The sequence below is a fragment of the Endozoicomonas sp. 2B-B genome (assembly GCF_053470045.1).
The window spans coordinates 2,307,296-2,333,643 of sequence record NZ_JBLZMU010000001.1 but is presented as its reverse complement, the minus strand read 5'-3'; the positions used below and the strand labels follow the sequence as shown (position 1 = coordinate 2,333,643).

Here is a 26,348-nt window from a genome sequence, read left to right as displayed (position 1 = left end):
GGCCTTTTTCCTGAAGAAAATTTGATTTAACCTTTATAAAGTTTGGGATTAAGCACGTCCCTCAGCCAGTCACCCAACAGGTTAATCACCAGAACCAGAGTGACCAGGATCACACCGGGGATGACCGTAATCCACCAGCTGCCAGAAAAAATATACTCAAAGCCGCTGGAGATCAGTGAGCCCAATGAAGGCTCTGACACTGGCATCCCCAGTCCCAGGAAAGAGAGAGCAGCTTCACTGATAATGGCGTTGGCAATCTGAACGGTTGAGATCACCAGAATAGGAGACAGGCAGTTTGGCAGAATATGACGGAACATAATGCGTCCGGAGCCAAAGCCCATGACCCTGGCAGCCTCGACATACTCCTTCTTTTTCTCAGCCAGAACCGACGCACGTATCGTACGTGCGTACTGTGGCCATTCGGCAATACCAATCACCAGAATCAACATCCACATCGCCAGCTTGCTGTATAACTCTGACCCAAAGGATGCCTGGAAAACAGCCAACACGACAATGGCCACCATCATGGTTGAGAAGGACAACTGAATATCCGCCATCCGCATCAGGAAGTTGTCAACCCGCCCCCCGACATAGCCGGCTGTCAGGCCAATCACAATGCCCAGCAGCGCCTGCAGTATCACTGCAAAGAAACCGATGGTAATGGAGATTCTGGCACCATACAGAATGGTACTCAGCATATCCCGGCCCTGAGAGTCTGTTCCCAGAAGGAATCGCTCATCGCCGTCTTCACTCCAGGACGGCGCCATCTCGGAGTCCATAATATCAATGGTCGAAAGATCATAGGGATTCGTCGGAGCGATAACCGGTGCCAGCAGGGCGGCGGCAACCATAACAGCCAATATAAAAGCAGCCACCATGGCCAGACGATCATTGACAAAACTGTACCAGACATTGGACTGACAAATCTTCTGCCAGATAGAAGGCACCTTTTGTGCCTCTGCTTCATTCATGGGCAACTCACTCATTGGCTGCCTCCTGCCAGTTTTACAGTTGGGTTAATAAGGCCATAGATCAGATCGACCAGGGTATTCACCACCACAAAGATGCCGCCAACAACGATCAGATAAGCAACAATCAAGGGTGTATCGACACGGTTTACCGCTTCCAGAAACATGAAGCCCATGCCGGGCCACTGGAAGACGGTCTCCGTCAGAATTGTATAGGCGACCATGGTTCCAATCTGGACCCCCCCTACCGTAATAACAGGCAACATGGTGTTCTTCAAAGCGTGCAGGAAGTAAACACGCGCTTTCTGCAGACCTTTCGCCTTAGCAAACTTCACATACTCACTGTGCAGGGTTTCCACCATCTCGGAACGAATCAAACGAATAAACAGCGGCAGCATGATGCTGGCCAGAGAAATAGACGGCAGAATCAGATGCAGCCAGCCACTTTTGGTCAGGAAGCCAGTTTCCCAACTGCCAAAAACGTGGGTTAAATCACCCCGTCCATAGGAAGGCAGCCACCCCAGCTCAATGGAAAACAGATAAATACTGAATATAGCGGTCAGGAAAACAGGGACAGAAATACCCAGAATACTGACTCCGAGAATCAATCTGGACAAAAAACTGTTCGGGCGAATAGCACTGTAAACACCTGCGGGAATGGAGATCAAAATAATCAGCAGGGTAGCACTGAATACCAGCTCAAGCGTCGCTGGTAACTTATCCATAATGACTTCCAGGGCGGGCTCTTTAAAGAAGTAAGAGGTTCCCAGGTCTCCCTGAACGGCTTTGGACATAAAGCGCCCATATTGCACCAGGAATGGATCGTTCAGGCCCAGCTCATCACGCAGCACCTCTCTTTCAGCTTCTGATACGGACTGGCCCACCATCTCCCTGAGAGGATCACCCAGATTATCCTGGATGGAAAAACTGATCAGGCTGATGACAAACATCACCACCAGACCCTGCATCAGTCTCCTGAATAAAAATAACAACATAAAAAATCCTGCAGCGTTTTATAGTTGCGAAAATGCCGCTCTACTCAGATGACGACACAGACTGACCAGAGAAAATTATCGATCAGAAAAAATAAAAAAAGGGCCAGCATAAACCGGCCCTGTGGGGATTACTTCTCACTAACGACCAGGTCAGCCAGGTATGGGAAGTTCATGATGTTCACCACTTCTTCGGCTTTCACACCTTTACGGGCACCCCAGGCCAGGTTCTCCCAGTGCAGAGGAACGTAAGCCGCTTCCTGATAAAGCTCCTTCTCAACTTCCTGCAGCAGTTTGGCGCGCTTGTCCAGGTTTGTTTCAGTCCCTGCCGCTTTAACCAGCTTATCGATGGACTCGTTGCAGTAGTTACCACTGTTGTACTGACCCCAGCCTGTAGTGTCATCCTTGCAGGCAGTCGTATATTCAGTCATGTTGGCTGAATCTTCGGTATCAGAGTGCCAGCCGATCATCATGATGTCAGCGGCACGCTCATCAAATTCTGGCCAGTACTGCGCCTTGGGCATGGTTTTCAGGTCAACCTTGATGTTAATACGCTCCAACATGCTGGCCACGGTCTGGGCAATCTTGGCATCGTTGATGTAACGGTTATTTGGCGCCATCATGGTGACAGAGAAGCCATCTTCATAGCCTGCTTCTTTCATCAGTTGTTTGGCTTTCTTCAGGTCATAACGTGGTGCCAGCTCATCAACATAGCCAACGTAACCTTCAGGTCCCTGCTGACCGGCAGCCTCGCCAAAGCCCTTCATAATCTTTTTAACAATGCCTTCGTTGTTGACAGCATAAACGATGGCCTGACGAACTCGCTTATCCTTGAATGCTTCAACACGATCCTGGTTCAGCTGGAAAGAGATCAGACGGGAACCGGTCAGAGTGATCAATTCAGCATCGTCTGAACGCTTGATACGCTCATGATCATTAGGTGGTACCGGATAGATAAAGTCCACACCACCGGACAGCAGAGCAGCAACACGTGTCGCATTTTCCTTGATCGGCGTCAGTGTAATCTTGTCCACGTTACCCGGAGACTGTTTGTCCCAATAGCCATCAAAACGCTCATATTCAAGCTTCACGCCCTGCTGACGCTCACTGACGACGTAAGGTCCGGTACCGGAAATGTGACGGGAAGCGAAGCTATCACCGTGCTTGACAATCAGCCCCTTATCACGGCCTTTATCATCTTTACCGCTATAGAACTGGCTGTCCATCGGGAAGATGTAAGTGGCAGAGTTCAGAACCAGTGGATAAGGCTTCCTGGTGACCAGATCAAAGGTGTAGTCGTCGATCACTTTCAGCTCGGCGAAAGGAGCGAAAATGGCTTTGTAGTCCGCACTGTCGACCATACGATCGTAGGTCCACTTGACGTCCCTGGCTGTCAATGTGTTGCCAGAATGGAACTTAACCCCCTTTCTCAGGGTAAAGCGCATGGTCAGGTCATCAATACGCTCCCACTTCTCAGCCAGACGAGGCTCAAAGCTCAAGTCCTGATTCCAGCGAATCAGTGGATCAAAGGACATATGTGCCATCTGCAGGGTACCGCCCGACAGCTGCTCATAAGGGTCCAGAGATACAGGGTCAGCGTCGTAAGCAACCTTCAACGAAGCGGCCTGTACACTCATGGCCAATGTAGAAGCCAGAGCAACTCCAGCCAGTGACTTGATCATTTTTTTCATTATTTTACCCTCTGGGCAGGTCAACAAACGTTTTTATACTTTTGTAAGAAACAACTTTTTCTGGAACAAAAAATAAAACTGATTCTGCGCTCATGGCAAAGAACACGGGCTTTAACGCGCTGGCCAATCAGACATCACACCAGTGCAACGGGTGCCTGTTGTAATTCCTTCAGACCCCGATGGGAGAGATGATCCATTTTCGGCATCAAATCAATCAGATTCCGGGTATATTCGTGCTCGGGCGATTTGAACAGCTTTTCGGTCTCATCCACTTCCACCAGCGTTCCATGCTTCATAACCCCAACCCGGTCGCACATCTGGCGGATCACCGTCAGATCGTGACTGATGAACAGCATGGTCAGGCCCAGCTCTTCCTGCAGATCTTTCAGCAAATTGAGAATCTGCGCCTGAACCGATACATCCAGCGCAGATGTAGGTTCATCACAAATCAGGAAGCGGGGACGGGTCGCCAATGCTCTGGCAATGGAAATACGCTGGCGCTGACCACCGGAAAACTCATGAGGAAACTTGATTCCGGCTCTACTGCCCAGGCCAACATGGTCCAGCAGGTCAGCAGTGATCTGTCGAATCTGCTGCTCAGACTGAGCCAGGCCATGAAAACGAATGGGCTCGGCAATAATATCGTTAACATTCATACGGGCATTCAGACTGGAATAGGGATTCTGGAATACCATCTGAATCTGTCGTCTTAAAGGCTTACGGGCCTTTTCGTTCAGCCGGGTAATATCATTACCTGCGAAAAAGACCTGCCCGGAGTCAGGTTGATAAAGACCCGCAATCACACGGGCAATGGTTGACTTGCCCGAGCCCGATTCACCCACCAGACCAAAGGTTTCACCGTCACGCACTTTGAATGAAACATTATTGGATGCTGTCACATAACGACGGTTCTTTTTCAAGAAAGCTGACTGGGTTTCAAATTTGAGCATGACATTTTCAACGCTCAGAAGATTCTCATCTTTTATAGAGCCAAAGGATTCACGCTGACCCAGCCAGTGATTTTTGACATCAATGCTGCGGCTTTCGACTTTCTCAATGTATTCAACCCGCGGAAAACGATGCAGTTTGACATCGGTTCTTGGCACAGCACTGATCAGACTCTGTGTATAGGGGTGTTCAGGATTTTTCAGAATCTTGCCAGGTTCACCAATCTCTACCAGTTCTCCCATATACATTACGGCAACGCGGTCTGTAACGTTTGCAATGACACCCATATCATGGGTTACCAATACACATCCGACTTCCCGCTCTTTACAGAGTTCACGAATCAAATCAAGAATCTGGTTTTGAATGGAAACATCCAGGGCAGTAGTGGGTTCATCAGCAATAATCAATTCGGGCTCGCCGGCCAAAGCAATTGCAATAACTACCCGTTGACGCATACCACCGGAAAATTGATGGGGATATTGTTTGATTCTGATTTCCGGCTCGGGAATACCCACGGCCTTCAGCAAATCGATTGCTTTAATGAAAGCTTCAGCCGGATTTAATCCGAGATTTTCGATAATGGTTTCGACTAACTGGGTTTCAATCGTCAGAAGCGGGTTTAATGAAGTCATTGGATCCTGAAAAATAAATCCAATTCTTTTGCCACGCACTTTACGAATGGCTTCACCAGAGAGACCTGAAATGATTTCACCATTCAACCTGATTTCACCACCCGCGACGCGACCGGGAGCACTGAGCAAATCAATAATGGCATTACCAACCGTGGACTTACCGGCTCCAGACTCCCCCACGAGGCCCAGAATCTCACCTTTGGCAACTGTAAAAGACATTCCCTTTACAGCCACTGCAACACCGTGACGTGAAGGAAATTCAATACGCAGGTCATTGACCTCCAATAAGGACATGCTCCCCCCCTCAAATTCAATGTGAAAACACAGTCGCTTCTTGATAACCGTTCCAATAAACGAAAAACTTTTAAAAGCTATTGTCCTGCTAATCGTTTATCAGCGGATTCTTTTATTGATGACTGTTTTTTCATCTAATTCTTATTCGTGCTTTGCCAATCCTTTCACTCTTGAATTAAACGGACTTACGGCCATAGAAACAAGAAAGATCCAATCAAAGCTTCGCGACCTGAAAGGTGCACATTCGCCTTTTGGCAAACACTCTATTTATACAGTCGCGCAACGACCAAGGCGGAAATTGTGCGAATCCGGGGTCCACCGGACGACGCTGCAATTGTATAATAAAGAGGCAACCGAGACTGTCCAACTCCACTATTGGCGGAGTTAAAACAGGCAAACCCATACAACACATTCGGGTAAACTGGAGGGGACTATAACCAGATAGTTAGAAAATAGGAAGCCTCATTAATTAATGACAGCTATTAAAACGGCATAATTTCGGAGATTACTTATATAGCTAAGTACTAATATGAAAAATATTATTAAGCGGTTCTCATACCCCCTGATACAAATCTGTTACGACAAATCTGCATGTAAACACCGTAAGGACGAGCCATCAGCATTAAAGCACCAGTCTGACCCAGACAGGCAGTAATAATCTGTTCCATTGTTGCACCTGTGGCAGCAACCAGAACAACATAAACCGGAATCTGGAAAGAGATAAACGCCACTATATCAAGAACAGTATCTCCAACTTTTCTTGATTTGAAGATATGGCTGTAACTCATTATCCAGTCACGATAGATTCCGTAAGGACGGGCAACCAGCATATTAACCGGAATACTCATCAAACGAGACTGCAGGGATTGTTCAATAGTCAACCCGGCCACCAGAATCTCAACCAGTAATCCAACAACCAATCCAAAACTGATCAGGGCAAATGTATCTGCCAGTGTTTCGCGTTTAATTGACATATCACTCCCCCTGAATGCAGACAATAGAAAACCTCTGACGTAAGTCACATCAGAAAAAGTCTGAAAAAAATTAATAGGTTGTCAGACACAGGCCGCTTGGTTTCGAGCGGTTAAGACACCTGTTTGACGCGGCATAATTTATACCTGACAAGAACAATTTACAACAGTGAAAAACTTTGTTTTATTATATAAAAACAAGATATATTTTGGCTAATAAATCATTTAACAAAATAATAAGCCAGCCTGGCCCATCAGAACCAAAAGTCTTACTAACGAAAAATTAACTTCTTAATCGAATTTCAAATTTCTGGTGAGTTTTTGATCAAGGCATACAGCGAGACTGGACCAGATAGCAAAAAACCCCACCTTTCAACGAAAGTGCAGGGTTTCAATTTCCTTTGGACTTGTGGAGTTCAGTGTCAGGCTGACTTAGCCAGGGGCAATAGAGGGAATTCTTTCAGTACCGAGTATTGAGTACCTTCAGCCGTGGTTTCGCTCTTCATCAATACCGCTTCATTAACCGTCATGCGGTAACTGGGCATATTGAAAAAATGGCTGTGAGTCACATGATGATGCTGCTTGAAACGAGCCAGTGTGACATGGGGTCGGAAGTTGCGCATTTCACGACGCATTCCGCACATAAGAGCGCCTTCTTCGCAAATTCGGGACAACGCATTCAACTGCTGGCCTGAATGTATATTCAAGGCCAGTGCCCGGGGTCTGTGTGCATCAGGGAAAAATTCGAAACACCCGGTCATACAGTCGAATCCGTGCACATTTGCCAGGGCATCTTCGATATAACTGGAAAACTGCTCAAGACTCTGTTCGCCACATTCACCCAGAAAGCGCAGTGTTATGTGCTGCTGCTGAGGCACCATCCAGCGAAGTTTGTGCTGAAGCACATCACCGGCGCGGTGGCGCGCTTTTTTGTGCAGTATCGCTGCAAGCTCCAGCGGAATCCTGACAGCGATGAATGCACGGATGTTTTTTTGATCTTTTGTTTTCATCAGACACTTCAATTATCACCGCTATTTGCCAGCATTATGCCTTGGTCCGGGTCAGATAGCGACGATAATCAGTTAAAATACGATTAAGGATTTGCTAGCCTGTCAGCTAATGCTTTCAGGGTTTGACGATTGGGCTTGAGACCGGTGGGTATCTGCTCAGCCGGGAGCAAGCGAATCATATCAGGAATCTTGAATCGGCTAATGATGCCTGCAAGCTTTTGTTTTGTAAATACCTCATTCAGAGAGCCCGACTCGGTTTGCACAAATGCAAAAGGCCTCTGCCCATAATCATCATCGCTTACAGACACCACAACCGCCATAATGATGTCGTCAATGCTGAGCAAGGCCTTTTCAATTTCCTCCGGATGGATGTTCTCCCCACCAGAAATCAGCATATTATCTATACGACCAATAACCATTATTTGATCACCGGAATACCGACCAATGTCGCCTGTGTGATACCAACCTCGCTCATCGACAATCGGAATAATTCTGCCGTCGTCAAAATAGCCCGCAGATAAGGTTTTGCCTCTGACCAGAATCTCTCCGGAAGCAACGATTTGCAGCTCCCGATAAGGTAGAGGCTCACCTGAGGTTACTCCTGAGCGGGTAAATTTCGGGGTTCCGGTACAAACCTGGGCACTCATCTCTGTCATACCATAAGTGGTTAGAATATTAATACCTTTCTCCTGAACCTGAGATACCAGTTCAGGAGACGCAAACCCTCCACCCAATAGAATGTATTTCAGCTTACTGTTATCCAGCAGATCGGCTCCTCTTACCAACAGTCTGCGCAACTGGGTATTGACCAGAGATACATGGGTGATTCTGTATTCCAACAGCAATTGCTCTAATGACATTTTTTGCGTATCTATCACTATCTCGGCACCTGCGAGCAGGCAACGAACCACAATGCCAAAGCCGCCAACATGGAACAGTGGCAGAGACAACAGCCAGCCGTCATGCTCTGTCAGAGGCGTACAGGATTGAGAGCCTTTGGCACTGTAAACATGATTGGAGAAAGTATGACTGACGGCTTTGGGCACACCGGTAGTGCCTGACGTAGCAATCAGATCAAACAGAGCTTCTGGCTCGATGACCAAACGGGAATCCGCTGCTTCAGGCTGGTCAGAGAAGCTGGGCCATTCCAGGCCCGTTATTGCTCCAAACCCTTCATGAAGGGTCCACTGGGCACCGATCTTCTGGCAATACTGCCTCTTCTGCACGTCCGGCATTTGCGGATTGACCGGGCAAAAGACCCACCGGCCTCTCAGGCAGGCTATGCTCAGTATGACCGCATCCCATGCACAGGTTATCGGTACCAGAATCCGATCGCCTCTCCTGACACCCTGACTATAAAATGCATCAAGGAGTGTTTCTGCCTTTGCGTCCAGCTCAGCCCTGGATACAGGCTGACCATTCACTCTGGCAACGACCCTTTGAGGATCTTTGAGTGACCAGTCTCTCAGAGGGCAGAACGATAACTCCATACATTCTCCATGGCATTGAGTAAATCTAAAGACATTCGTCGACCGTACTCAGGCAACCGGCAAAATCCGGGGTTCTGAAAAGCAGAGAGCGTATCAAGGCCAGGACTTTCCATCGGGTCACACTGCAGGCTGAGTTGCTCGATCAGAGTCAACCCCAAAGTACTTTCGAAGGATGAGCTGAAAACGACTCTGGCCTTTTTTTCTCTGGCCCAGTCAGCCAGAGTCAAACATCTGGACACACCACCCACCAGGGTTGGTTTTAATACGACAGCCCTGAGTCCGTCTTCAGCTCTGAGTCTATTCATTTCCGGCAGCATCGTGCCGAGTGCCGACTCCTGCAATGTTTCGTCCAGCGCGTACCCGACACCGGTTTTTTGGAATAATTGCGGAAATTCTTCATAATACTGTGTAGGTTCTTCGATGTAGCTGACTCTGCTGGCTGGCACCTGCCTGGCAAACTCTAAAGCCTCATCGAAAGACCACCGTTGATTGGCATCCAACCTCAGTTTTACATCGTCCGGAATCCGATCAAGAATTTGATTAACCGCATCCACATCCTGCCCAATGCTATTGCCCCCGACCTTTAACTTGAACTCATCGGGCCAATTCCCGGACCAGTCATCCAGACGTTTGAGCGTCAATGCATCGGCTCCCATAAGCAAGGGTGATTCAGAGACCCTCTCTTGACTCCAATGCTCTTTGCCGAGACTGAACTGAATGCTCTCGATGGCAAAAGCAACCGACGGATATAGAAGACTCTGATCAATCACCCCCCGGGAACAATAGTATTCTGCCGCATCTTTCAGCTGCTCCTGAGCTTCAAAGACAGTTTCCCGGCTAAAACCTGGTAGTGGCGAAGCTTCGCCGTAATGCACCTGCCCATTCTGATCGACCATCTCAAGAATGAGCCCTTCACGGATTGTCAGTGTCATCGTTTTTAACGAAAGAGGCTTGCTCAGTGGTTGTCGATATCGATATAGGTTGCAGGACTGAAAGAGAGCAAGTGTCATAATGAACTCAGATCACAAAAGTAGCTGCCTTGTAACTGCGGCCATAGCTTCTGGCTGCTCCCGGTGGATGTTATGGCCTGCTTCTTTAATCTCATGAACACTATGAACACACCCCATCTCAAGTAGACGATGAGCGACGTCCTGAAATTTCAGGTCACGTTCGCCACAAAAATAATGTGACGCTTCTGAAGAACGATTGAGCACCCCGCAGAACTCTGGCTGCCGGGACAGGCTGAACGCTTCCAGTACCCATGCCAGAGATTCCCCATTCGTACCGGCTTTGTCGGGAGATAAGCCTTCAATTTGATGACTTGAACAACGATGCCGCATTAGTCGCTCCCGCTCGCGACTGTTCAGGTCCGCAAAGACTGGCTGGTGATACCAGCGCTGCAAAACTTCATTGAGTGGATCATTGCGAAACTGCTCCGCCCAATCCTGATCATTCTTCCAGCGAGCCTGACGCTCAGCGTTGTCTTCCAAACCAGGATGGGACGACTCCAACAGCAGCCGGTCAATAGCCTCTCCTGCCTGAGCAAGGTGGCTCATGGCCAGTCGCCCGCCCAGTGAATAGCCCAACACACTGTAATGATCGAGTCCCAATTGATAAAGCGTTCCCAGCAGCAGATCGCTGAACGCTTCAAAAGCATTATCCTGACTGACTTTGACATCACGACTTTTGCCATGCCCGGGTAAATCAACGGCTATCAGATACAGATCAGTTTCCAGGTGTCTGGCGAACTCCTCCCAGTCCCCGGAGTCTCCGAGAAAACCATGCAACAAAACCAGCGGCACACCTTCACGGATACCCCAGGTTCGATAAGCAAGGTTGGTTGCGTTCATGACAACATCTCCAGCTGGCTCAACGCCTGCTTTATCTGCTCAGCAGCCTGACCGGGTCGCGTCATCACTTCAATGACTGATGCACCCGGCTTTTGCCTCACTTGTTTCAGCAAAGCTGCCAGCGTCTCTCGACTGTCCGGCTGATGGTAGGGCAATCCAAACATTTCCGCAGCCTGACGGGCATTCAAGCCATGAGGGCTGACAAAATATTTCTGCGCGGCTTCGGGTCGATCCTCAACCGGCAACAGGTTGAAAATACCACCGCCATCATTATTGATGACCAACAGAGCAAAGGGTGAATTCAACTGCCTCAGTAATTGCAGGGAATTTAAATCGTGGAGAAATGATAGATCACCGACGACAGCCACCATAAATTTCTTTTCGCCCACAGCACAACCTGCTGCCGTTGCCAGCAATCCATCAATACCACTGGCACCACGGTTAGCATATACCTGCCCGACCGGGGCAAGGGAGAACATATCCAATAGTCGAATGGGCAAACTGTTGCCAACAAAAAGACAATTGTCGTCAGGCAATAGTTTGGTCAGATACGCCCCCAGCCAACGTTCAGTCAATGACCCCGGGGCCGAGTCCAGCCTGACCACCAAAGTATGAATCGATTGCGATAACTGCTCGATCTGTCCTTTCCATAATGGATCAGAGCCCTGGTCATCAGAAAGTTCAGTCAACATACGACAGCAGTCTGCAACAGGCCCGACCAGCCGATAGGTCTGGCAGTGACCGGTATCCATTCGGCGAAATGCCTGGCCAAGCATCCAGTAATGCTGCCAGTCGCCGGAAGAAATGAACTTATCCAGTCTCTTTGAAACCAGATGAGCACCCACCTGAAGAATACGATCAGCCTGACTCAACAGCGCTTTTCCGGCTTTGCTGGCCAGAAGCAGATCAGGATGGGAAACAGCCAACGAATGGCCATAAAGCTGAGATTGAATGTCGGCCAGAAGAGGCCAGCCCAATGCCCGGGCCAACCCTGCAACCGTTTCGGCAGACTCTTGCTCATTAATACGGCCCACTATGATCAAACCTTTGCCCGTCGAAAAATCTGACCAGGCAACAGGACTTTTGTTGAGTGATATATTCATCCCAGTGTCGTAGACAGTGTGAGGCGTTCTGGCTGAGCACCAGAACGACAGTCGACTCAGATAACCTGAAAAATCATGGGCCTTGCCTTCCGGATACAAAGGCTCCCGAAACATGCAGTTGATATGCATGGGAAGCCCCTGCTGGCAGGAGCGGGCAAAGGCCTGATCAATACTGGTTAATAGCCAGCTGGGGGGAATATTCTCATCAGGTGTTGGCAACTTAAGAGCAGCTCCGGGATAACCGGCATAAATATCCTGCTGCTCAATGGCCTGATTGGCACCGCAGTCAATAAGCTCGGGAGGTCGATCAGCCGTGACTATAACCAGAGAAACACCAGACTGCCTGGCTTCTATGATGGCTGGATAAAGGTTTGCAACCGCTGTCCCGGAAGTTGTGATCACTGCAACCGGTTTCCGCGTACTTTTAGCCAGTCCCAGAGCAAAGAAACCCAAACCGCGTTCGTCAAAATGGACATGCTTTTCAAACTGACTGAATTCTGCTGCCACCAGCGTCAATGGCGCAGAGCGGGAGCCTGGTGCAATACATACCTGCTCTACACCCAACCGGCTGAGCTCTTCCAGAATCAGTGCTGACCAGAGAAAATTCAGGCTAGGATGTCTGGTGGGAAAGGTCATTAGATCTTCCAATTTGGTTAGATGCATTCAGCACAGGGGCTTCAGGGTCCAGCAATGACAGAAGGGTTCCGATCTTGCTATCCAACTCCTGCCACTCATCCTGAGCATCTGAGCCATTGACTATCCCGGCACCTGAAAACACCCTGAGCCGTTTCTCTTCCAACAAAGCACTGCGAATCGATACCGTGAACTCACTGCGCTTTTTACCGAGCACACCGCAAGCTCCGGCGTAGAGTCCTCTGCTGTAGACTTCACGTTCTTCAATGAAGTGTCTTGCCATCTCCCTGGGTTCACCACCCACCGCAGGCGTAGGATGCAAGAGAGAAAGAAGCTGACTGTCACTGACTTCGTCTTTGAGCACGCCCCTTATTACTTGCCTTAGATGCTGAATCGTTTTTAGTTTGACCACAGAATGACTGCGGTCAAATTCCAGATCACAGCAGATGGATTCCAGACGCCTGCGGATATCATCCAGCACGAGACGATTCTCATGAACGTTCTTAGAGTCATTGAGCAGACACAACTCAAGTTTGAAATCTTCATGGCGACTGCTGCCCCGCCGGGTCGTCCCTGCCAGGGCTTCAGTCTGAACAACGCGATCAACCCGGCGAAACAAACGCTCCGGAGAGCAACCAAAGAAAAGTGAACCCTGATCGGATTCAAAAGCAAAAACATAAGATCTCGGGTTCGCCAATTGCCAGTGATAGAGCAGCATCCAGGGGTTCAGCTGACCTTCCAGAAGGCTCAATTGTGCCTCTCTGGAAAGCACCACTTTTTGCAAGGCTCCTGACTCAAAACCCTCAAGGGCATGCCCAATCAAAGAAGTCCAGTGTGCCTGATCGGGTATGAATTTCGGGTCTCCCAATAAATAGTGAGTACCTACCTCTTCAAGTGCCCAGTTGACTTGCGCCAGATAGCCCAGGACCCTCTCAATACTGGTGCCCCATAACAGCTCATCATGCCCCGGCAGATGACAGGCCAAAGAACAGCCTTTTCGGGTCTGAACCACTTCGATCACCGGAAAAAAGAATTCGCCATACCCAAATTCAGGCCAGATCATCTTCTGACTGTCCGAAAAAGACAGGTATCCGAGGCAACGCGTTGTTTTATCCAACATTGCGTTCACCTGTTGAAAGCAAGTGTTCACCTCTGCCTGATCTTTGACTTTAAACCGCCAGGCTTTGCCAAGACCCGCTACCTTGTAGTCACTTTCGCGATCCTGCCAGTAGCTTTTTCCCGGTAATGCCTGACCTGACAGCCAGTTGAATAAATTAATCATGGGAAGGGGCTGTTCTATCCGTACCAGAGTCTGCTCCGGTGCACCGGACAGCCGAAGCTGCCTCAGCCTCTCAGTCAGCTCTGCTACCTGACTTCGGACTTCTTCTATCAACATCCTACTCCCAAGCGCCTGGGTCAAATTCAGATAATAAATTCTACCTATCAGAATCAATCCCTTCAGGATGGTATTTTCCAAAGCATTATGTAAGTCAGGAAAGAACAGCATTTTGAAAGACAAAAGGCTCAGACAATTTCACAAAATAACTCCACCCGAAAGCCCCAACAAAAGCATGACCAAAAGCCGAATGAAAATGATATTATAGAACCCGACATAAATACTCTGGAACTGGATCGAGTATGGCAACCAATGGCGAATCTGCCAAAAGATGGCTGGAAGAAAATCAGGATAAGGTTTCTGTTGAACGTATACGACAAATTAGAGATAACATCTCAAACAAACTACAGGATCTCGATGAATCCGACGAGGCCTATCCCGGTCTTCTGGAAGCTCTGGATGTGATGGATAATCATCTGCTTCAGCAAGAAGGTGACTCACCTGCACCAGAAAGTGAATCTGCCAGCCTGGACTTGGGCCCGCTGGTTCCTCAATCCGACCTTCAAACCCCTCAACTCAGCGCCCAAGAGAAAAAGTTGAAGTTTCAGCAGTTGCTGAAAACCGGGAAAGTCTAACGCTCAGACCTTCACAACCTCTGTGATCACAGCTACCGAAGTTAAAAAACACCTTACACAAGACTGTGGCACCGCACTGATCTCTTTTGGTGCCACGCTGAAAGCCCTGGCATTTTTTCAATCAAACGCTCAGTATGAAACTTTCAGCCGCTTGCACTCCGCTACCACCAGATCATAACTCCAGACCCGATCTTCGGGAGCAGGTTCTTCATGCTCAATCAACTTGTGACACATCTGCATGGGGTTCAACCCTTTCTTCTTCAGTCGCTCCAGGGTTTGTTTCAACTCGGCATCATGAGGATCAATCTCATCACTCTCCTGATGACGCTTTTTGACAGCCACTTGCAATTGCTTCATGGCATCCTCCCACTGTGAACTCAGGATTTGTTAATGGAAAAAGACACCTCTTACTCTATACCCGATGGATTAATTCTGCGTAATGCTAAGCAATTATGACAACGAGGGCTCTTCATCATCAACACGGGAAACAATACAAGTCCTGCTCGACACTTTTTCAAAACGATCTAACATATTCCTCGAGGGCTGGCGTCCCAAAAAGCTGAACAAAATACAAGCCACCATAGAAATCACGAACCCTGGTATTATCTCGTAAAGATCGAACAGGCCACCGGTTAACGGTTTCCATATCAGCACGGTGACAGCACCAGTAACAACACCCGCCAAGGCTCCCAGCCCGGTCATTCTTTTCCAGTAAAGAGACAGCAGCAAGGCCGGACCGAATGCCGCCCCCAGACCAGCCCAGGCATAAGACACCATTGCAAGAACACTGCTGTCGGGATTCATCGCCAACCATGTGGCGATCACCGCAATGCCTACAACCGCCAGTCGACCCACCAGCAAAACTTCCCGGGCATCGGCGCCAACTTTGAAAAGATCCCGATAAAAGTCTTCAGCAAAAGCCGTAGAACAGACCAGCAACTGAGAATCGGCAGTGCTCATGATGGCCGCCAGAATGGCTGCCAGTAATATGCCAGCAATCACCGGATGAAACAGTGTATTCACCATCAACATAAAGATGGCTTCCGGATCATCCAGCTGAATACCGGACCGCTGCGTATAAACAATACCCGCCAGACCCACCATTAAGGCGCCCAGCATACAAATGCCGGTCCAGCTCACAGCAATTCTTCTGGCCAAAGTCAGCTGGTCTGAAGATTGCACCGCCTTAAATCGGGCCAGGATATGAGGCTGACCAAAATAACCCAGCCCCCAACCCAGTAGAGAGACAATGGTAATGAGTGAAAGCGCCTGACCTTCACTGGTTGTAAAAAGGTTCAGAAGCTCCGGATTCAGCGCACCGATTTCCACAAACACCTGATCCACCCCGCCACTGACCTGCAGTGCTGCAATGGGCACAATCAGCAAAGCGGCTGCCATGAGCAAACCCTGAATCAGATCCGTCCAGCAAACCGCCAGAAAACCTCCAAACAGGGTGTAAGAGATCACCGACAACATTCCAATGACTACTGCCCACTCATAATCAATGCCAAAAACAGATTCAAAAAGCTTGCCCCCGGCCACCAGACCAGAGCTGGTATAAAACAGGAAGAAAACAAGGATGAAGGCTGCCGATACAGGTTGCAGAAACCCTTTACGATCTTCAAAACGACTGGCGAAATATTCCGGTAAGGTCAGTGAGTCATCGGCAACTACGCTGTATACTCTCAAGCGTCGGGCAACAATCAACCAGTTCAGCCAGGTCCCCCCCAACAAGCCTGCAGCCAACCAAAATGCTTCCAGACCTGCGGCAAAAGCATAGCCCGGCAATCCCAGCAACAACCAGCCACTCATATCCGACGCCCCCGCGCTGAGGGCTGCAGACCATGGACCCAGCGAGCGGCCCCCAAGAAAATAATCTGCCGAACTGAGCGTTCTCTGCCAGGCGATGTAGCCAACCCCCAGCATCACGGTAAAATAAACCAGAAAGGTCAGGATTATCTGCAGGTTTCCTTCGGGCATAATTAATTCCATGATTGTTGTTGGTGCTTTTTTTTAATCAAGGTAGTTCATTTATGAATCTTCGGTAATATTCAGGCATTTTTTATAGTCAGATGGATTAATCGACTATTTTTCCCAACTCACCAACCTTAACCACCTACTTAACTCAGATTTCCTTTCGAATTAAGATTATCTGGCTATCCTTATCTCCCATATCCAGTCTTTATGAACTGCCGGCATCTTGATACTGGCTTCTGTCTGGAGCCAACTGTCCTGAGTTCAACCCATGGCAATGCACCCCATGATCCAACTTAAAGACTGCGACCGAGTCTGGATTAACGTCAATCTGGCGACTTTTGATCCTGCCGTGTCAGATCCTTATGGCTTGAAACACCATTGTGCCCTGGGTATTCACAGTGGAAAAATCGCACGCATCGAATCCATGTCCGAGGTTACTGCTACGCGACTGCCCTATGACGTAATCGATGGTCATAATGGCTGGCTGACACCCGGCCTCATAGACTGCCATACGCACCTGGTTTTCGGCGGCCATAGAGCTCAGGAATTTGAACTGAGACTGAAAGGCGTGCCCTATGAACAGATTGCCGCCCAGGGCGGTGGTATTCTTGCCACTGCCAGGGCCACCCGGGTGCGCTCCAAAGAGCAACTGATTAAATCGGCTCTGCCCCGCATCAAGGCATTAACCACTGAAGGCGTTACGCTGATCGAGATCAAATCAGGCTATGGCCTGAACCTGACGGATGAAATCAAGATGCTGGAAGTGGCCAAAGAGCTGCGCAATCGCCATTCTGTAAAAATTATCAATACCTTGCTGGTTGCCAATGCATTGCCTCCGGAGTATGCGGGCAGAACCGATGAATACGTTGACATGATCTGCCAACAACTCATCCCGGAATTAGCTGAAAAAAAACTCGCAGAAGCCGTGGATGTAAATTGTGAAAATGTTGCCTTCACCATGACCCACAGAGCCAGAATTTTTCAGGCAGCTATAGACCACGGCCTGCCGACAAAATGCCATACCGAACAGTTCAAAGAAAATGGGGGAGCTTCTCTGGCAGCACAAATGAATGCACTCTCCTGCGATCACCTGCAACATATCTCTGAGCAGGGTATTGTCGATATGGCCGAATCCGGATCTATTGCGGTACTGCTTCCCGGGTCTTACTACTTCATGCGTTCTCAGACTGTCCCCCCCGTGGAACTGCTAAGGCAATATCAAGTCCCGATCGCTCTTGCCACAGATACCAACCCAGGGACCTCACCTCTGGCCTCAATAAGAATGATGATGAATATGGGATGTATCTTTTTTGAACTCACACCCGCAGAAGCTCTGGCAGGGGTCACTGTTAATGCTGCTCGAGCTCTGGGTATTGCCGACCACTATGGCAGCCTTGAAGAGGATAAGGTGGCAGACTTCTGCCTGTGGGATATTGATCATCCCAATGAACTGGCTTACCAACTGGGGCACTGTCCTTTGCGGCAGCGGGTTGTTGATGGGGTGATTAGTGATGTTAGTGACTGATGGACTCAAACAGGGGGAGTTCCCACACTCCTTTTCTATCAGTTCTTAATCGAAAGCAGGCCTGAACTTCTTAAAACAGGAAAAGCTACTCATAGACCTCAATGTCGCACGACACATGTCTGCAGTTAAAAAGTACATCTGAATCGGGAATTGTTGGAAATATCATTGATATCTTCCGATACTTTTTTGCAGTAGTCATCAGTGCTGACCGAGACAGCGAGGTGGGGGGGGGTTGCAGTTATTACCTTTAAGCACGAGACAGTTGCCATTGGCAAGATAGCAATTACTGGAAGAGTATACAGATAAAAGACTGAGGACCTGATTTAGCAAATTATAAGGGTCAACATGTAAAAAAAATCGACACCTTACATGTAAATTTAAAAAGCTTTGCTAGACTATTTCTCCAAGCCGGTTAGCGCAAGAACATTGAGCTAACCATTCTATATCATTGAGACTTATATAGTTTGTCGTTTTTATAATCCTGCATACTTGAAAGTGGGCTTTGCTTACTCAAGGGTGTCGTTTGTCTGTTGCCAAAGAAAGACGTTTTTTCTAAATTTTTATGTTGTTTGTCGTATGTTTCTCCGTGTGCGGAGAAATCGGTGTTTTGTGCCTTCAGATGATCAACAGAAAATAGCGAAAAAAATTTGGACGGGCGGTAGCCTTTCTTTTGAATTTATCTGTCTATTTGTTCACCCAAGGGCGATGAACCGTAAGCATGTTTCAAAGCCTTCTCAACCGTAGGCACAGAACTCAGATCCATCAGAAAATCATTATGCTTAAAAAGTTAAACAACCTAATTGTCTGTACTTCGTCTCACTACTCCCCCTTATGATTTATGACTATTGCATTATAGGTGGTGGCCTCATAGGTCTGGCAACGGCTAAGGCCGTCTTGGAGAGCCGTAAAGCTTCAATATGCTTAATAGAAAAAGAGGAACGTCTAGCCACACATCAGACTGGCCACAATAGTGGTGTCGTTCATGCTGGAATCTACTACACACCGGGTAGTTTAAAGGCGAGATTATGTCGCCAAGGGCAGGTAATGACGAGAGACTTTTGCAAAAAACACAAAGTGCCCTTTGAACAATGTGGTAAGTTGATTGTGGCAACTAATCCAACTGAAAAACAGCGTCTTGAGTTGCTCTATCAACGAGCAGCGGCTAATGGCATAGATCTCAAACATCTTACAGCAGCAGAAATTCGAGCTATCGAACCGAACATTAGAGGCACTACTGCGCTTCTAAGTCCGAAAACGGCGATAGTAAATTACAATGAACTCGCAATAAAAATAGCAAAGTTACTTGAAAAAGTTGGTATTGATTTCATTCTTGGGCAAAAGGTTCTTTCGATAATAGAGAAGAATGATGTGGTGCAAGTTTCGACTAATAGTAAAAGTTGGTCGGCAAGAAAGTTAGTTGTTTGTGGTGGCTTACAAGCTGACAGGCTTGCACGATTAGCAGGAATTGAGATTGACTTTCGTATTGTCCCCTTCAGGGGTGAGTATTTCCGACTTCCAGCAAGCAAGAATAATATCATCAACCACTTAATTTATCCTGTTCCAGATCCAAGTCTTCCATTTTTAGGTATCCATCTCACCCGAACCATAGAAGGTGGAGTCACCGTTGGACCAAATGCTGTCATAAGTTTCGCGCGCGAGAAGTATTCTAGGTTCTCATTTGACATAAGAGATTTGTCGTCGTTCATAACTTTTTCAGGATTTTGGAAAAAAATATGGAAACACCGAAGTAACGCATTACATGAACTAAAAGGTAGTATTTTGAAGTCAGCGTATCTTTTGGAGTGTCAAAAATATTGTTCGGTACTTAGCCTTAGTGATCTAACTTCAAGACATTCTGGAATACGTGCTCAAGTCATAACCAAAAATGGTGAAGCTGTGGATGATTTTTTGTTTCTTGAGACTAATAGGATGCTACATGTATGCAACGCACCATCACCCGCAGCAACTTCGGCTATGCCTATCGGAAAGATGATAGCCCAAAGAATCATTTGACTGAACTATTAAATCGGGTGAATTCACTTGAAAGCTGATTTATTAGCAGGAGATTGGAACAAGAATCTGTGAAGTGACAAACTCTAAACCGAAGCCTTAAGCGTTCAAGCTTAGCGCAGGTTCCATCTGTTTGTCGTGATCAGATTTTAACGGATTGGCCCCTAATTTCTCTTTCCAAATTCGCTGGTTCAGCTCTCGGTTATCTCGAGCTGGATGGTGGTTGTTGCTTCTCAAGCTAGTTGTGGGACTATTCAACCAGAGGTTTCGCTTTCTGTTATTACCTCCAGCGATCTAAAATCACAGGTTCGAAATGACTTCTCGATTAACCACTTCATGGCCGATTACCATAGTGCTACCAGCACTCAGGGAAAGGAGCAATGATCAACCGAGAGGACTACCCTATGATAAAGCAAGCCAGAAAAAAAGGGGCTGTCTTGAGGACATTGCCTGACAGACTGGAGGCTCAGACAGTACAGAAAATAAGAAAGCTTAATTCGAGCATAATCTGTTTGTTTTATTAAATATTCTGTGATGAATTGAGATTTATATGAGTTATAAAATAGTTGTTACAGGTGGAGCTGGTTACATTGGTTCAATACTAGTGCCTGAATTACTTGTAAAAGGTTATGAAGTTACTGTATTGGATAATTTCATGTACAAGCAATCAAGTCTGAATCATTGTGCATATCATCGACATTTTACCGTAATTAAAGGAGATATCAGAAATAAATCAATTGTAGCAACGTTACTTAAAAGTGCTGACATAGTTATACCTCTTGCTGCGTTGGTAGGTGCACCGCTTTGCAATTTTGATCCAATAAGCGCTACATCAACAAATTACGATGCTATCAAGATGATGCTCAAACTATTATCTAAAGATCAGTTAGTGCTAATGCCGACTACCAATAGTGCATACGGCACAAGTGAGCCAAACTGTTATTTTGACGAGCAATCTCCACTGAACCCAATAAGTCAGTATGCCAGAGAAAAGGCTGAGATTGAAAAATATTTAATGGATCATAGCAATGCAATAAGTTTCCGACTTGCAACCGTTTTTGGCATGTCGCCAAGAATGCGGATAGATTTGCTAGTTAATGACTTTACTTACCGTGCTGTTTATGACCGATTTCAGGTGTTGTTTGAGAGCAATTTTAAGCGAAATTATATTCATGTAAGAGATGTTAGTCGTGTTTTTCAGCATGGGATAGATAATCATGCGATAATGAGAGGTGAAATATACAACGTCGGATTATCTGATGCAAATTTATCAAAAAAAGAACTTTGTGAACATATAAAAAGGCAAATACCTGATTTTGTTTATTTTGAAGAGAAAATCAGGAAAGATCCAGATCAGAGGAACTATATTGTCTCAAACAAGAAAATCGAAGCAACAAAGTATAAAACAAGCTTCACAATTGATGATGGTATAAGAGAATTAATAAAGGGATATAAAATGATTTCAAACTCACGCTATCAAAATTTATGAGCAGAGTTTTTTCATGTAAGACCATCTATTTAATTAAATCCAAGAGTGAGTGAAAGTGAGAAAATTCATCCTCATTGATCAATCTATAACTGATTCAGGAGGTCATCATCTTGAATATGCACTGCGAACTTTGAAAGCGGCAAAAAAAAATGGATTTAAAACAGTTCTTGTGACAAACCAAAGTTTCAAAAACATGGAAGTTAATGGAATCGACATAGTAGAAAATATATTCAAGTATACATTCTGGGAAAACCTAAAAAGTGAACAAACATTTACTTCAAAAGCTATTAAAGCACTAGCAAGAAGAGCAGGTATAATTAAAAAAAAACTTGTTTCGGAATTCGTAAAAATAGGATTTGAATATTTTATTGAGAAAATAAGCCAACTTAAACACATAGATATAGATAGAAAATACGACACACGAAATAAGTTAAAAAAAGCAATACTTATTGTAAAACCAGTCATCAGAATTTTATTAAACAAATTAGTAAGACATGTGTTTTTTAAAAAAAATATGGATAGTCACAACAATCAATTTTATAAAGATTTATTACTTTTACATAAAAATATAAATATAGCTGACAATGATATAGTATTTATTCCAACCATAGGGAATATTGAGTTGAAAGGCTGTTACAAAGCAATAAAGAATCATTTAAAAAATGAAATTAATTGGCACTTCTTATTTAGAAGAAATATATTTTCAGGCCGTGAGTTTGATTACTCTAACCAAATAAAATATCAACTAAATTTAATAGAAACCCTTTCATTGTGCAAGCAAATATCTTTAAGAAAACCTCTATGCTTAAATTTTTATACAGATACAGACCTTCTCTCAGAGCAATATAATTTATTAGGCTTGGTGAAATTTTGCACATTACCAATACCACAAGACACCTTGCTTAATAAACATAAAAAAACATCAGAAAGCACACTAAACATATCGTACATAGGAGATGCAAGAGATGAAAAAGGATTCCATCTCTTGCCAGACATTGTTGGAAAAACAATAGAGGCAGGGTATTCTTCAGATGAAATAAAATTCACCATCCAAAGTAATTTCAATATCAAAGGCGGTGAGTCAAAGACACGAAAGGCAAGATATCAGTTAATAGAGAATTACAGTGATATGGTAAAAATAATCGATGGACCATTCAATAGTGAAAAATATATTGATTTAATAAACGATTCAGATATTATTTTAATACCTTACAACCATGAACATTATTATGCTAGAAGCTCAGGTGTGTTTGCAGAGGCTTTAGCGGCTGGAGTGCCATTTATCATACCAAGTAAAACATGGATGGCATACGAAGCAGATAGATACAATCAATTTTTTTACGAGTTACTACTTCTTAGTAACAAAATACATCAAACGATAATACTTAAAAGAATACATTCCTACTTTAACATTACTATTAAATGTAAATCCAACACAGAAAAAACAAACCTGATAATAAAAATAGAACAGTATAGAGAAAACCCTGGAACATATATGGATGCAACATGGAGAAATAGTTACAATAGTACAGTTAATAAATCAAAGTACATCTCGTCAATTAGCTTAGATTTGAGAAACAAAACCGCATTAGGTTTAATTTGCATTCCAAGCAGTAATTCGAGCACACTATCTTTTTTTTTAGATGGAAAATTAAAATCCTTTCATATGATAAAATCAATATACATTTATGAAATTGAATTATCGTCAAATTCAACAATATACCAAGGTGGTGTTTTATACTCAAACGATAAAGACATACCAAGCGCAATTTTTGAATTAATAAAAAAGCGATCATACTATGAAAAAAAAATGGTTGATATAAGAAATGAGTGGTTAAAAAAATCAAGTCTGAATACATTAACGACCCCGAGGATTAGCAGTCAATGAAAGTATTAATCGTAGAAAAAGACTTGTACAATAGTGTTGGTGGTGGTCAAACAATTTATCGTCAAATCATAGAATCTACGCCTGAAGTCGAATTTTATTATTTTGAAGAAAAAAACATAACAAAATACAGATACAGAAAGCCAAAGAATGCACATTCAATTAAACTACTTCCTCGAAAAAAAATTGAACTATCAATGATTCCAGCCCCGCCATCCTTTATTAAGAATGCAATTGAAGAAGCTCATCAATATTCACGTTCTGTAGCTGGAATGACTTTCGACATTATTGACCAACCAGACTACCTTACCATTGGTTCAGTTCTAAGATTAACGCTTAAATCAAATAAAGTCACATTCAAAAGAATTTTACTTTCTCTCCATGGCAATATATCTACATCAATAAAATTAAACTGGGATAGGACAAAAAGCGAGAACATATATGATTTAGTACATCTGGAAGAGTTACAGTTCAAAAGCTCGGACGGTGTTTATTCAATTTCGCCATATTACATGGAAGAATGGATAGGCAAGCAACACAACTTAATAACTTTTGTTGATCCAATCTGTTTTATAAAATCAAAAATTACAGATGAAGCATTCAGTAATAAAAAACCTGACATTTATTGCATTGGAAGGAGGGAAAGAAGAAAGGGAAATGATATTTATACAGAACTTGTAAAATGGTTGTCTCAAAGAACATACGACAAATTATATGATATTGGAGATGATGACTATTCATTTAATGGAATATCTTCAAGTGTTCTATTAGAAAAAATCGCAAAAAATAGAGAAATAGTTATTAATCACATGTCTCCAATAAATAAGGAAGAAATGTTCAGTATATATAAGAGAAAAAGCATTATTTTATTGCCTGTTAGATATGACACACTGAATCTAGTGGCACTTGAAGCCTTATTTTCTGGATGTCCAGTAGCGATCTCCGACAAAGCAGGCGTTTGTAATTATTTAGATAGATACCACCCAAGCCTACCTTATGTGAAAATAAATATGGATAACTTATATTCGTCTATCAATAAACTACAATCCCTAATCGACAACTACGAATACTACAGAAGCCGTCTTAAAAGTTTTCTACAAAAGTTTCATTCAAATGAAAAGCAAAGAAAACTAAATTTTTTAAAAATATACCAATCTTTCATTGATAAAGAAGCAAAGAATAATGATTCTTCTTTTTATCTGTGTGAGTATAAAGAGACGAAATTACAAATACGATCAATTATAAATAGATCAATAAAATTAATCCCAGAACAAATAGTCCATAACGTTAAATACCTTATAAGTTCTCCTTACGACTATATTCACTCCAGAATAAATTCAGATAATCTTCGTTCAATAAAAGAGAAATTATATCCATTTAATATCATAATAAAACAAAACAAAAAAATAAAACTATTAGGAAAGATAGATGAAAATTGCAGAGGTCTACTTGAGTATAAGAAAAGTTTAATATCAGCTAGTAATAATAAAATATTCTCGCGTTGTAATTTCTGGCGTGAGTTATCACGTATAGAGGCTATGCTTGGTAACGAATTAAATTCAGCAACTTACCAAATAAGAATACTTAGATGTCTAGGTAGTGATAATTTAGGAATATTGAATAACACACTTAGCATTCTGAATAAATATAATTACCATGAAGAAGCAACGGTATTAAGCTTAATGTATGACAAAAACAATCAAGCAGAAAATAGCATATATAAATACCTGCACGAGCGCAAAAAAAACCATAGTGAATATGTTGAAAAAAAATGGGAACTGATTAGTGACGATAGATATTCTATTAAAACAAAGGTATCAATAATTATTTCAATTTATGACGCTGCGGAAAAATTAATTTTCTTTCTAACAGCACTGAAAAATCAAACATTAATAAAAAAAAATTGTGTAGAGATTATTCTCATAGACAGTGCCTCACCAAGCAATGAGTATGAGCTATTTCGTAGATACCAACTAGAAAATCAACTAAATGCAGTCTATGCCCGATCACAACAACGTGAGACTATACAAAGTGCGTGGAATCGAGGTATAAAACTTTCAAAATCTCCATATCTTGTATTCTTGGGTGTTGATGAAACACTTTACCCTGATTGCTTGGAAATACTTTCAGATGAATTGGATGATAACTCTAAAATAGATTGGGTCATGGCTAATAGTCTGGTAACTGAAGTTGAGCCAAATGGTCTATTTAATAGAGATATCATGGTTTATGATCGTACAGGAGGCAAAAAGGAACATGTATATCTTGAAACCTGTTATTTATCATGGGTTGGCGGCATGTATCGAAAAAATATTCATGAAAGATGCGGTTATTATGATGAGACATTTAAAGCTGCTGGTGATACGGAATTTAAAAACAGAGTATTACCATTTATAAAAATAAAATACATCCCAAAAGTACTGGGTTTATTCCTAAACTACCCTGATGGTCAAACAACATGTAGTCCAACTGCTGAAATAGAAGATCTTAGGGCCTGGTACATACATCGTACTACTGATGGTTACAATTATGCATTTGAGGAACGGCTTTTATCTGATTCTATAGAAATGCTGTCTCTAGCTCTTGGTTACAGAAAATCCTATTGCAAACACATGAGCTGCGACATTGAGTACGCAATCTCTGCTTGTATGTTTATTAAACAGAAAGATCACGAGTTTAAAGAGCTGTTTGATGATTTACTAGACATGCAGTCTCTTATTCGAGATTTTGAGTTTTCATTAAAATTGAAAAGCCCTTTTATTAATAGTTTGAACTTTGCAAGAGTTATGAAAAAATTCAAATGTTATGAAAATAAGCACAGAGCATTTTTTGGAGACATGGAATTACCTATAACATACAATATATTCAATGATAATCGCTATGAACAGCATTCAAACATTTGGTAAGTT

19 protein-coding genes are annotated in these 26,348 nt (G+C 44.3%); 6 read left to right on the top strand and 13 right to left on the bottom strand.

Going from position 1 to position 26,348, the window contains the following annotated elements; translation table 11 throughout:
* Positions 1 to 26 precede the first annotated feature (26 nt).
* From ACOMHB_RS09605 to ACOMHB_RS09555, 11 genes are all read right to left on the bottom strand, one after another.
* Positions 27 to 986, bottom strand: a complete 960-nt coding sequence (locus ACOMHB_RS09605; protein ID WP_448216434.1) for an ABC transporter permease — start codon at positions 984 to 986, stop codon at positions 27 to 29.
* Complete coding sequence (locus ACOMHB_RS09600; RefSeq protein WP_448216433.1) at positions 983 to 1,963, bottom strand: ABC transporter permease; 981 nt, start codon at positions 1,961 to 1,963, stop codon at positions 983 to 985. The genes ACOMHB_RS09605 and ACOMHB_RS09600 overlap by 4 nt, the downstream gene beginning before the upstream one ends.
* A gap of 128 nt (positions 1,964 to 2,091) precedes the next feature.
* On the bottom strand, positions 2,092 to 3,651 hold the full coding sequence (locus tag ACOMHB_RS09595) for an ABC transporter substrate-binding protein (RefSeq protein ID WP_422133055.1): 1,560 nt from the start codon (positions 3,649 to 3,651) through the stop codon (positions 2,092 to 2,094).
* A 134-nt stretch (positions 3,652 to 3,785) separates the two neighbouring features.
* Positions 3,786 to 5,525, bottom strand: coding sequence for a dipeptide ABC transporter ATP-binding protein (locus ACOMHB_RS09590; RefSeq protein WP_448216432.1), 1,740 nt, complete (start codon positions 5,523 to 5,525; stop codon positions 3,786 to 3,788).
* 542 nt (positions 5,526 to 6,067) lie between these two features.
* Entirely contained in the window at positions 6,068 to 6,499 is a 432-nt protein-coding gene (gene alaE / locus ACOMHB_RS09585) for an L-alanine exporter AlaE (RefSeq protein WP_448216431.1), read from the bottom strand.
* 419 nt (positions 6,500 to 6,918) lie between these two features.
* The gene (gene thpR / locus ACOMHB_RS09580; protein ID WP_422133052.1) at positions 6,919 to 7,506 is read right to left on the bottom strand and encodes an RNA 2',3'-cyclic phosphodiesterase; all 588 of its coding nucleotides are present in this window, start codon (positions 7,504 to 7,506) and stop codon (positions 6,919 to 6,921) included.
* A gap of 83 nt (positions 7,507 to 7,589) precedes the next feature.
* Positions 7,590 to 8,996 (bottom strand): o-succinylbenzoate--CoA ligase, encoded by a 1,407-nt coding sequence (gene menE, locus ACOMHB_RS09575; protein ID WP_448216430.1) that lies wholly within the window; start codon positions 8,994 to 8,996, stop codon positions 7,590 to 7,592.
* A complete protein-coding gene (gene menC / locus ACOMHB_RS09570) occupies positions 8,972 to 10,006 on the bottom strand; it encodes an o-succinylbenzoate synthase (RefSeq protein WP_448216429.1) in 1,035 nt (344 codons plus the stop codon). Before menC ends, menE begins: the two co-directional genes overlap by 25 nt.
* Positions 10,007 to 10,018: 12 nt before the next feature.
* Entirely contained in the window at positions 10,019 to 10,846 is an 828-nt protein-coding gene (menH, locus tag ACOMHB_RS09565; protein ID WP_448216428.1) for a 2-succinyl-6-hydroxy-2,4-cyclohexadiene-1-carboxylate synthase, read from the bottom strand.
* Positions 10,843 to 12,585 carry a 2-succinyl-5-enolpyruvyl-6-hydroxy-3-cyclohexene-1-carboxylic-acid synthase gene (gene menD, locus ACOMHB_RS09560; RefSeq protein ID WP_448216427.1) on the bottom strand — a complete coding sequence of 581 codons (1,743 nt, stop codon included), beginning with the start codon at positions 12,583 to 12,585 and terminating at the stop codon, positions 10,843 to 10,845. The genes menH and menD overlap by 4 nt, the downstream gene beginning before the upstream one ends.
* On the bottom strand, positions 12,560 to 13,978 hold the full coding sequence (locus ACOMHB_RS09555) for an isochorismate synthase (protein ID WP_448216426.1): 1,419 nt from the start codon (positions 13,976 to 13,978) through the stop codon (positions 12,560 to 12,562). The genes menD and ACOMHB_RS09555 overlap by 26 nt, the downstream gene beginning before the upstream one ends.
* 242 nt (positions 13,979 to 14,220) lie before the next feature.
* Between ACOMHB_RS09555 and ACOMHB_RS09550 the strand changes: the two genes are divergently transcribed.
* Entirely contained in the window at positions 14,221 to 14,553 is a 333-nt protein-coding gene (locus tag ACOMHB_RS09550) for a hypothetical protein (protein WP_422409404.1), read from the top strand.
* 129 nt (positions 14,554 to 14,682) lie between these two features.
* On the opposite strand, the gene ACOMHB_RS09545 is transcribed toward ACOMHB_RS09550, so the two are convergent.
* Both ACOMHB_RS09545 and putP read right to left on the bottom strand, forming a co-directional pair.
* Positions 14,683 to 14,910 carry a hypothetical protein gene (locus ACOMHB_RS09545; protein WP_448216425.1) on the bottom strand — a complete coding sequence of 76 codons (228 nt, stop codon included), beginning with the start codon at positions 14,908 to 14,910 and terminating at the stop codon, positions 14,683 to 14,685.
* A gap of 93 nt (positions 14,911 to 15,003) precedes the next feature.
* Positions 15,004 to 16,533 (bottom strand): sodium/proline symporter PutP, encoded by a 1,530-nt coding sequence (gene putP, locus ACOMHB_RS09540; RefSeq protein ID WP_448216424.1) that lies wholly within the window; start codon positions 16,531 to 16,533, stop codon positions 15,004 to 15,006.
* 280 nt (positions 16,534 to 16,813) lie between these two features.
* Here putP and hutI point away from each other — a divergent pair, with 280 nt between their 5' ends.
* The 5 genes from hutI to ACOMHB_RS09515 all read left to right on the top strand — a co-directional run bounded on the left by hutI (position 16,814) and on the right by ACOMHB_RS09515 (position 26,345).
* Positions 16,814 to 18,055, top strand: a complete 1,242-nt coding sequence (hutI, locus tag ACOMHB_RS09535; RefSeq protein WP_448216423.1) for an imidazolonepropionase — start codon at positions 16,814 to 16,816, stop codon at positions 18,053 to 18,055.
* Between the two features lie 831 nt (positions 18,056 to 18,886).
* A complete protein-coding gene (gene lhgO / locus ACOMHB_RS09530; protein ID WP_448216422.1) occupies positions 18,887 to 20,068 on the top strand; it encodes an L-2-hydroxyglutarate oxidase in 1,182 nt (393 codons plus the stop codon).
* 547 nt (positions 20,069 to 20,615) lie between these two features.
* On the top strand, positions 20,616 to 21,554 hold the full coding sequence (locus ACOMHB_RS09525; protein WP_448216421.1) for an NAD-dependent epimerase/dehydratase family protein: 939 nt from the start codon (positions 20,616 to 20,618) through the stop codon (positions 21,552 to 21,554).
* Positions 21,555 to 21,609: 55 nt separating this feature from the next.
* Positions 21,610 to 23,442, top strand: coding sequence for a glycosyltransferase (locus ACOMHB_RS09520; protein ID WP_448216420.1), 1,833 nt, complete (start codon positions 21,610 to 21,612; stop codon positions 23,440 to 23,442).
* The gene (locus ACOMHB_RS09515; RefSeq protein ID WP_448216419.1) at positions 23,439 to 26,345 is read left to right on the top strand and encodes a glycosyltransferase; all 2,907 of its coding nucleotides are present in this window, start codon (positions 23,439 to 23,441) and stop codon (positions 26,343 to 26,345) included. The genes ACOMHB_RS09520 and ACOMHB_RS09515 overlap by 4 nt, the downstream gene beginning before the upstream one ends.
* The last annotated feature ends 3 nt before the right edge of the window (positions 26,346 to 26,348 follow it).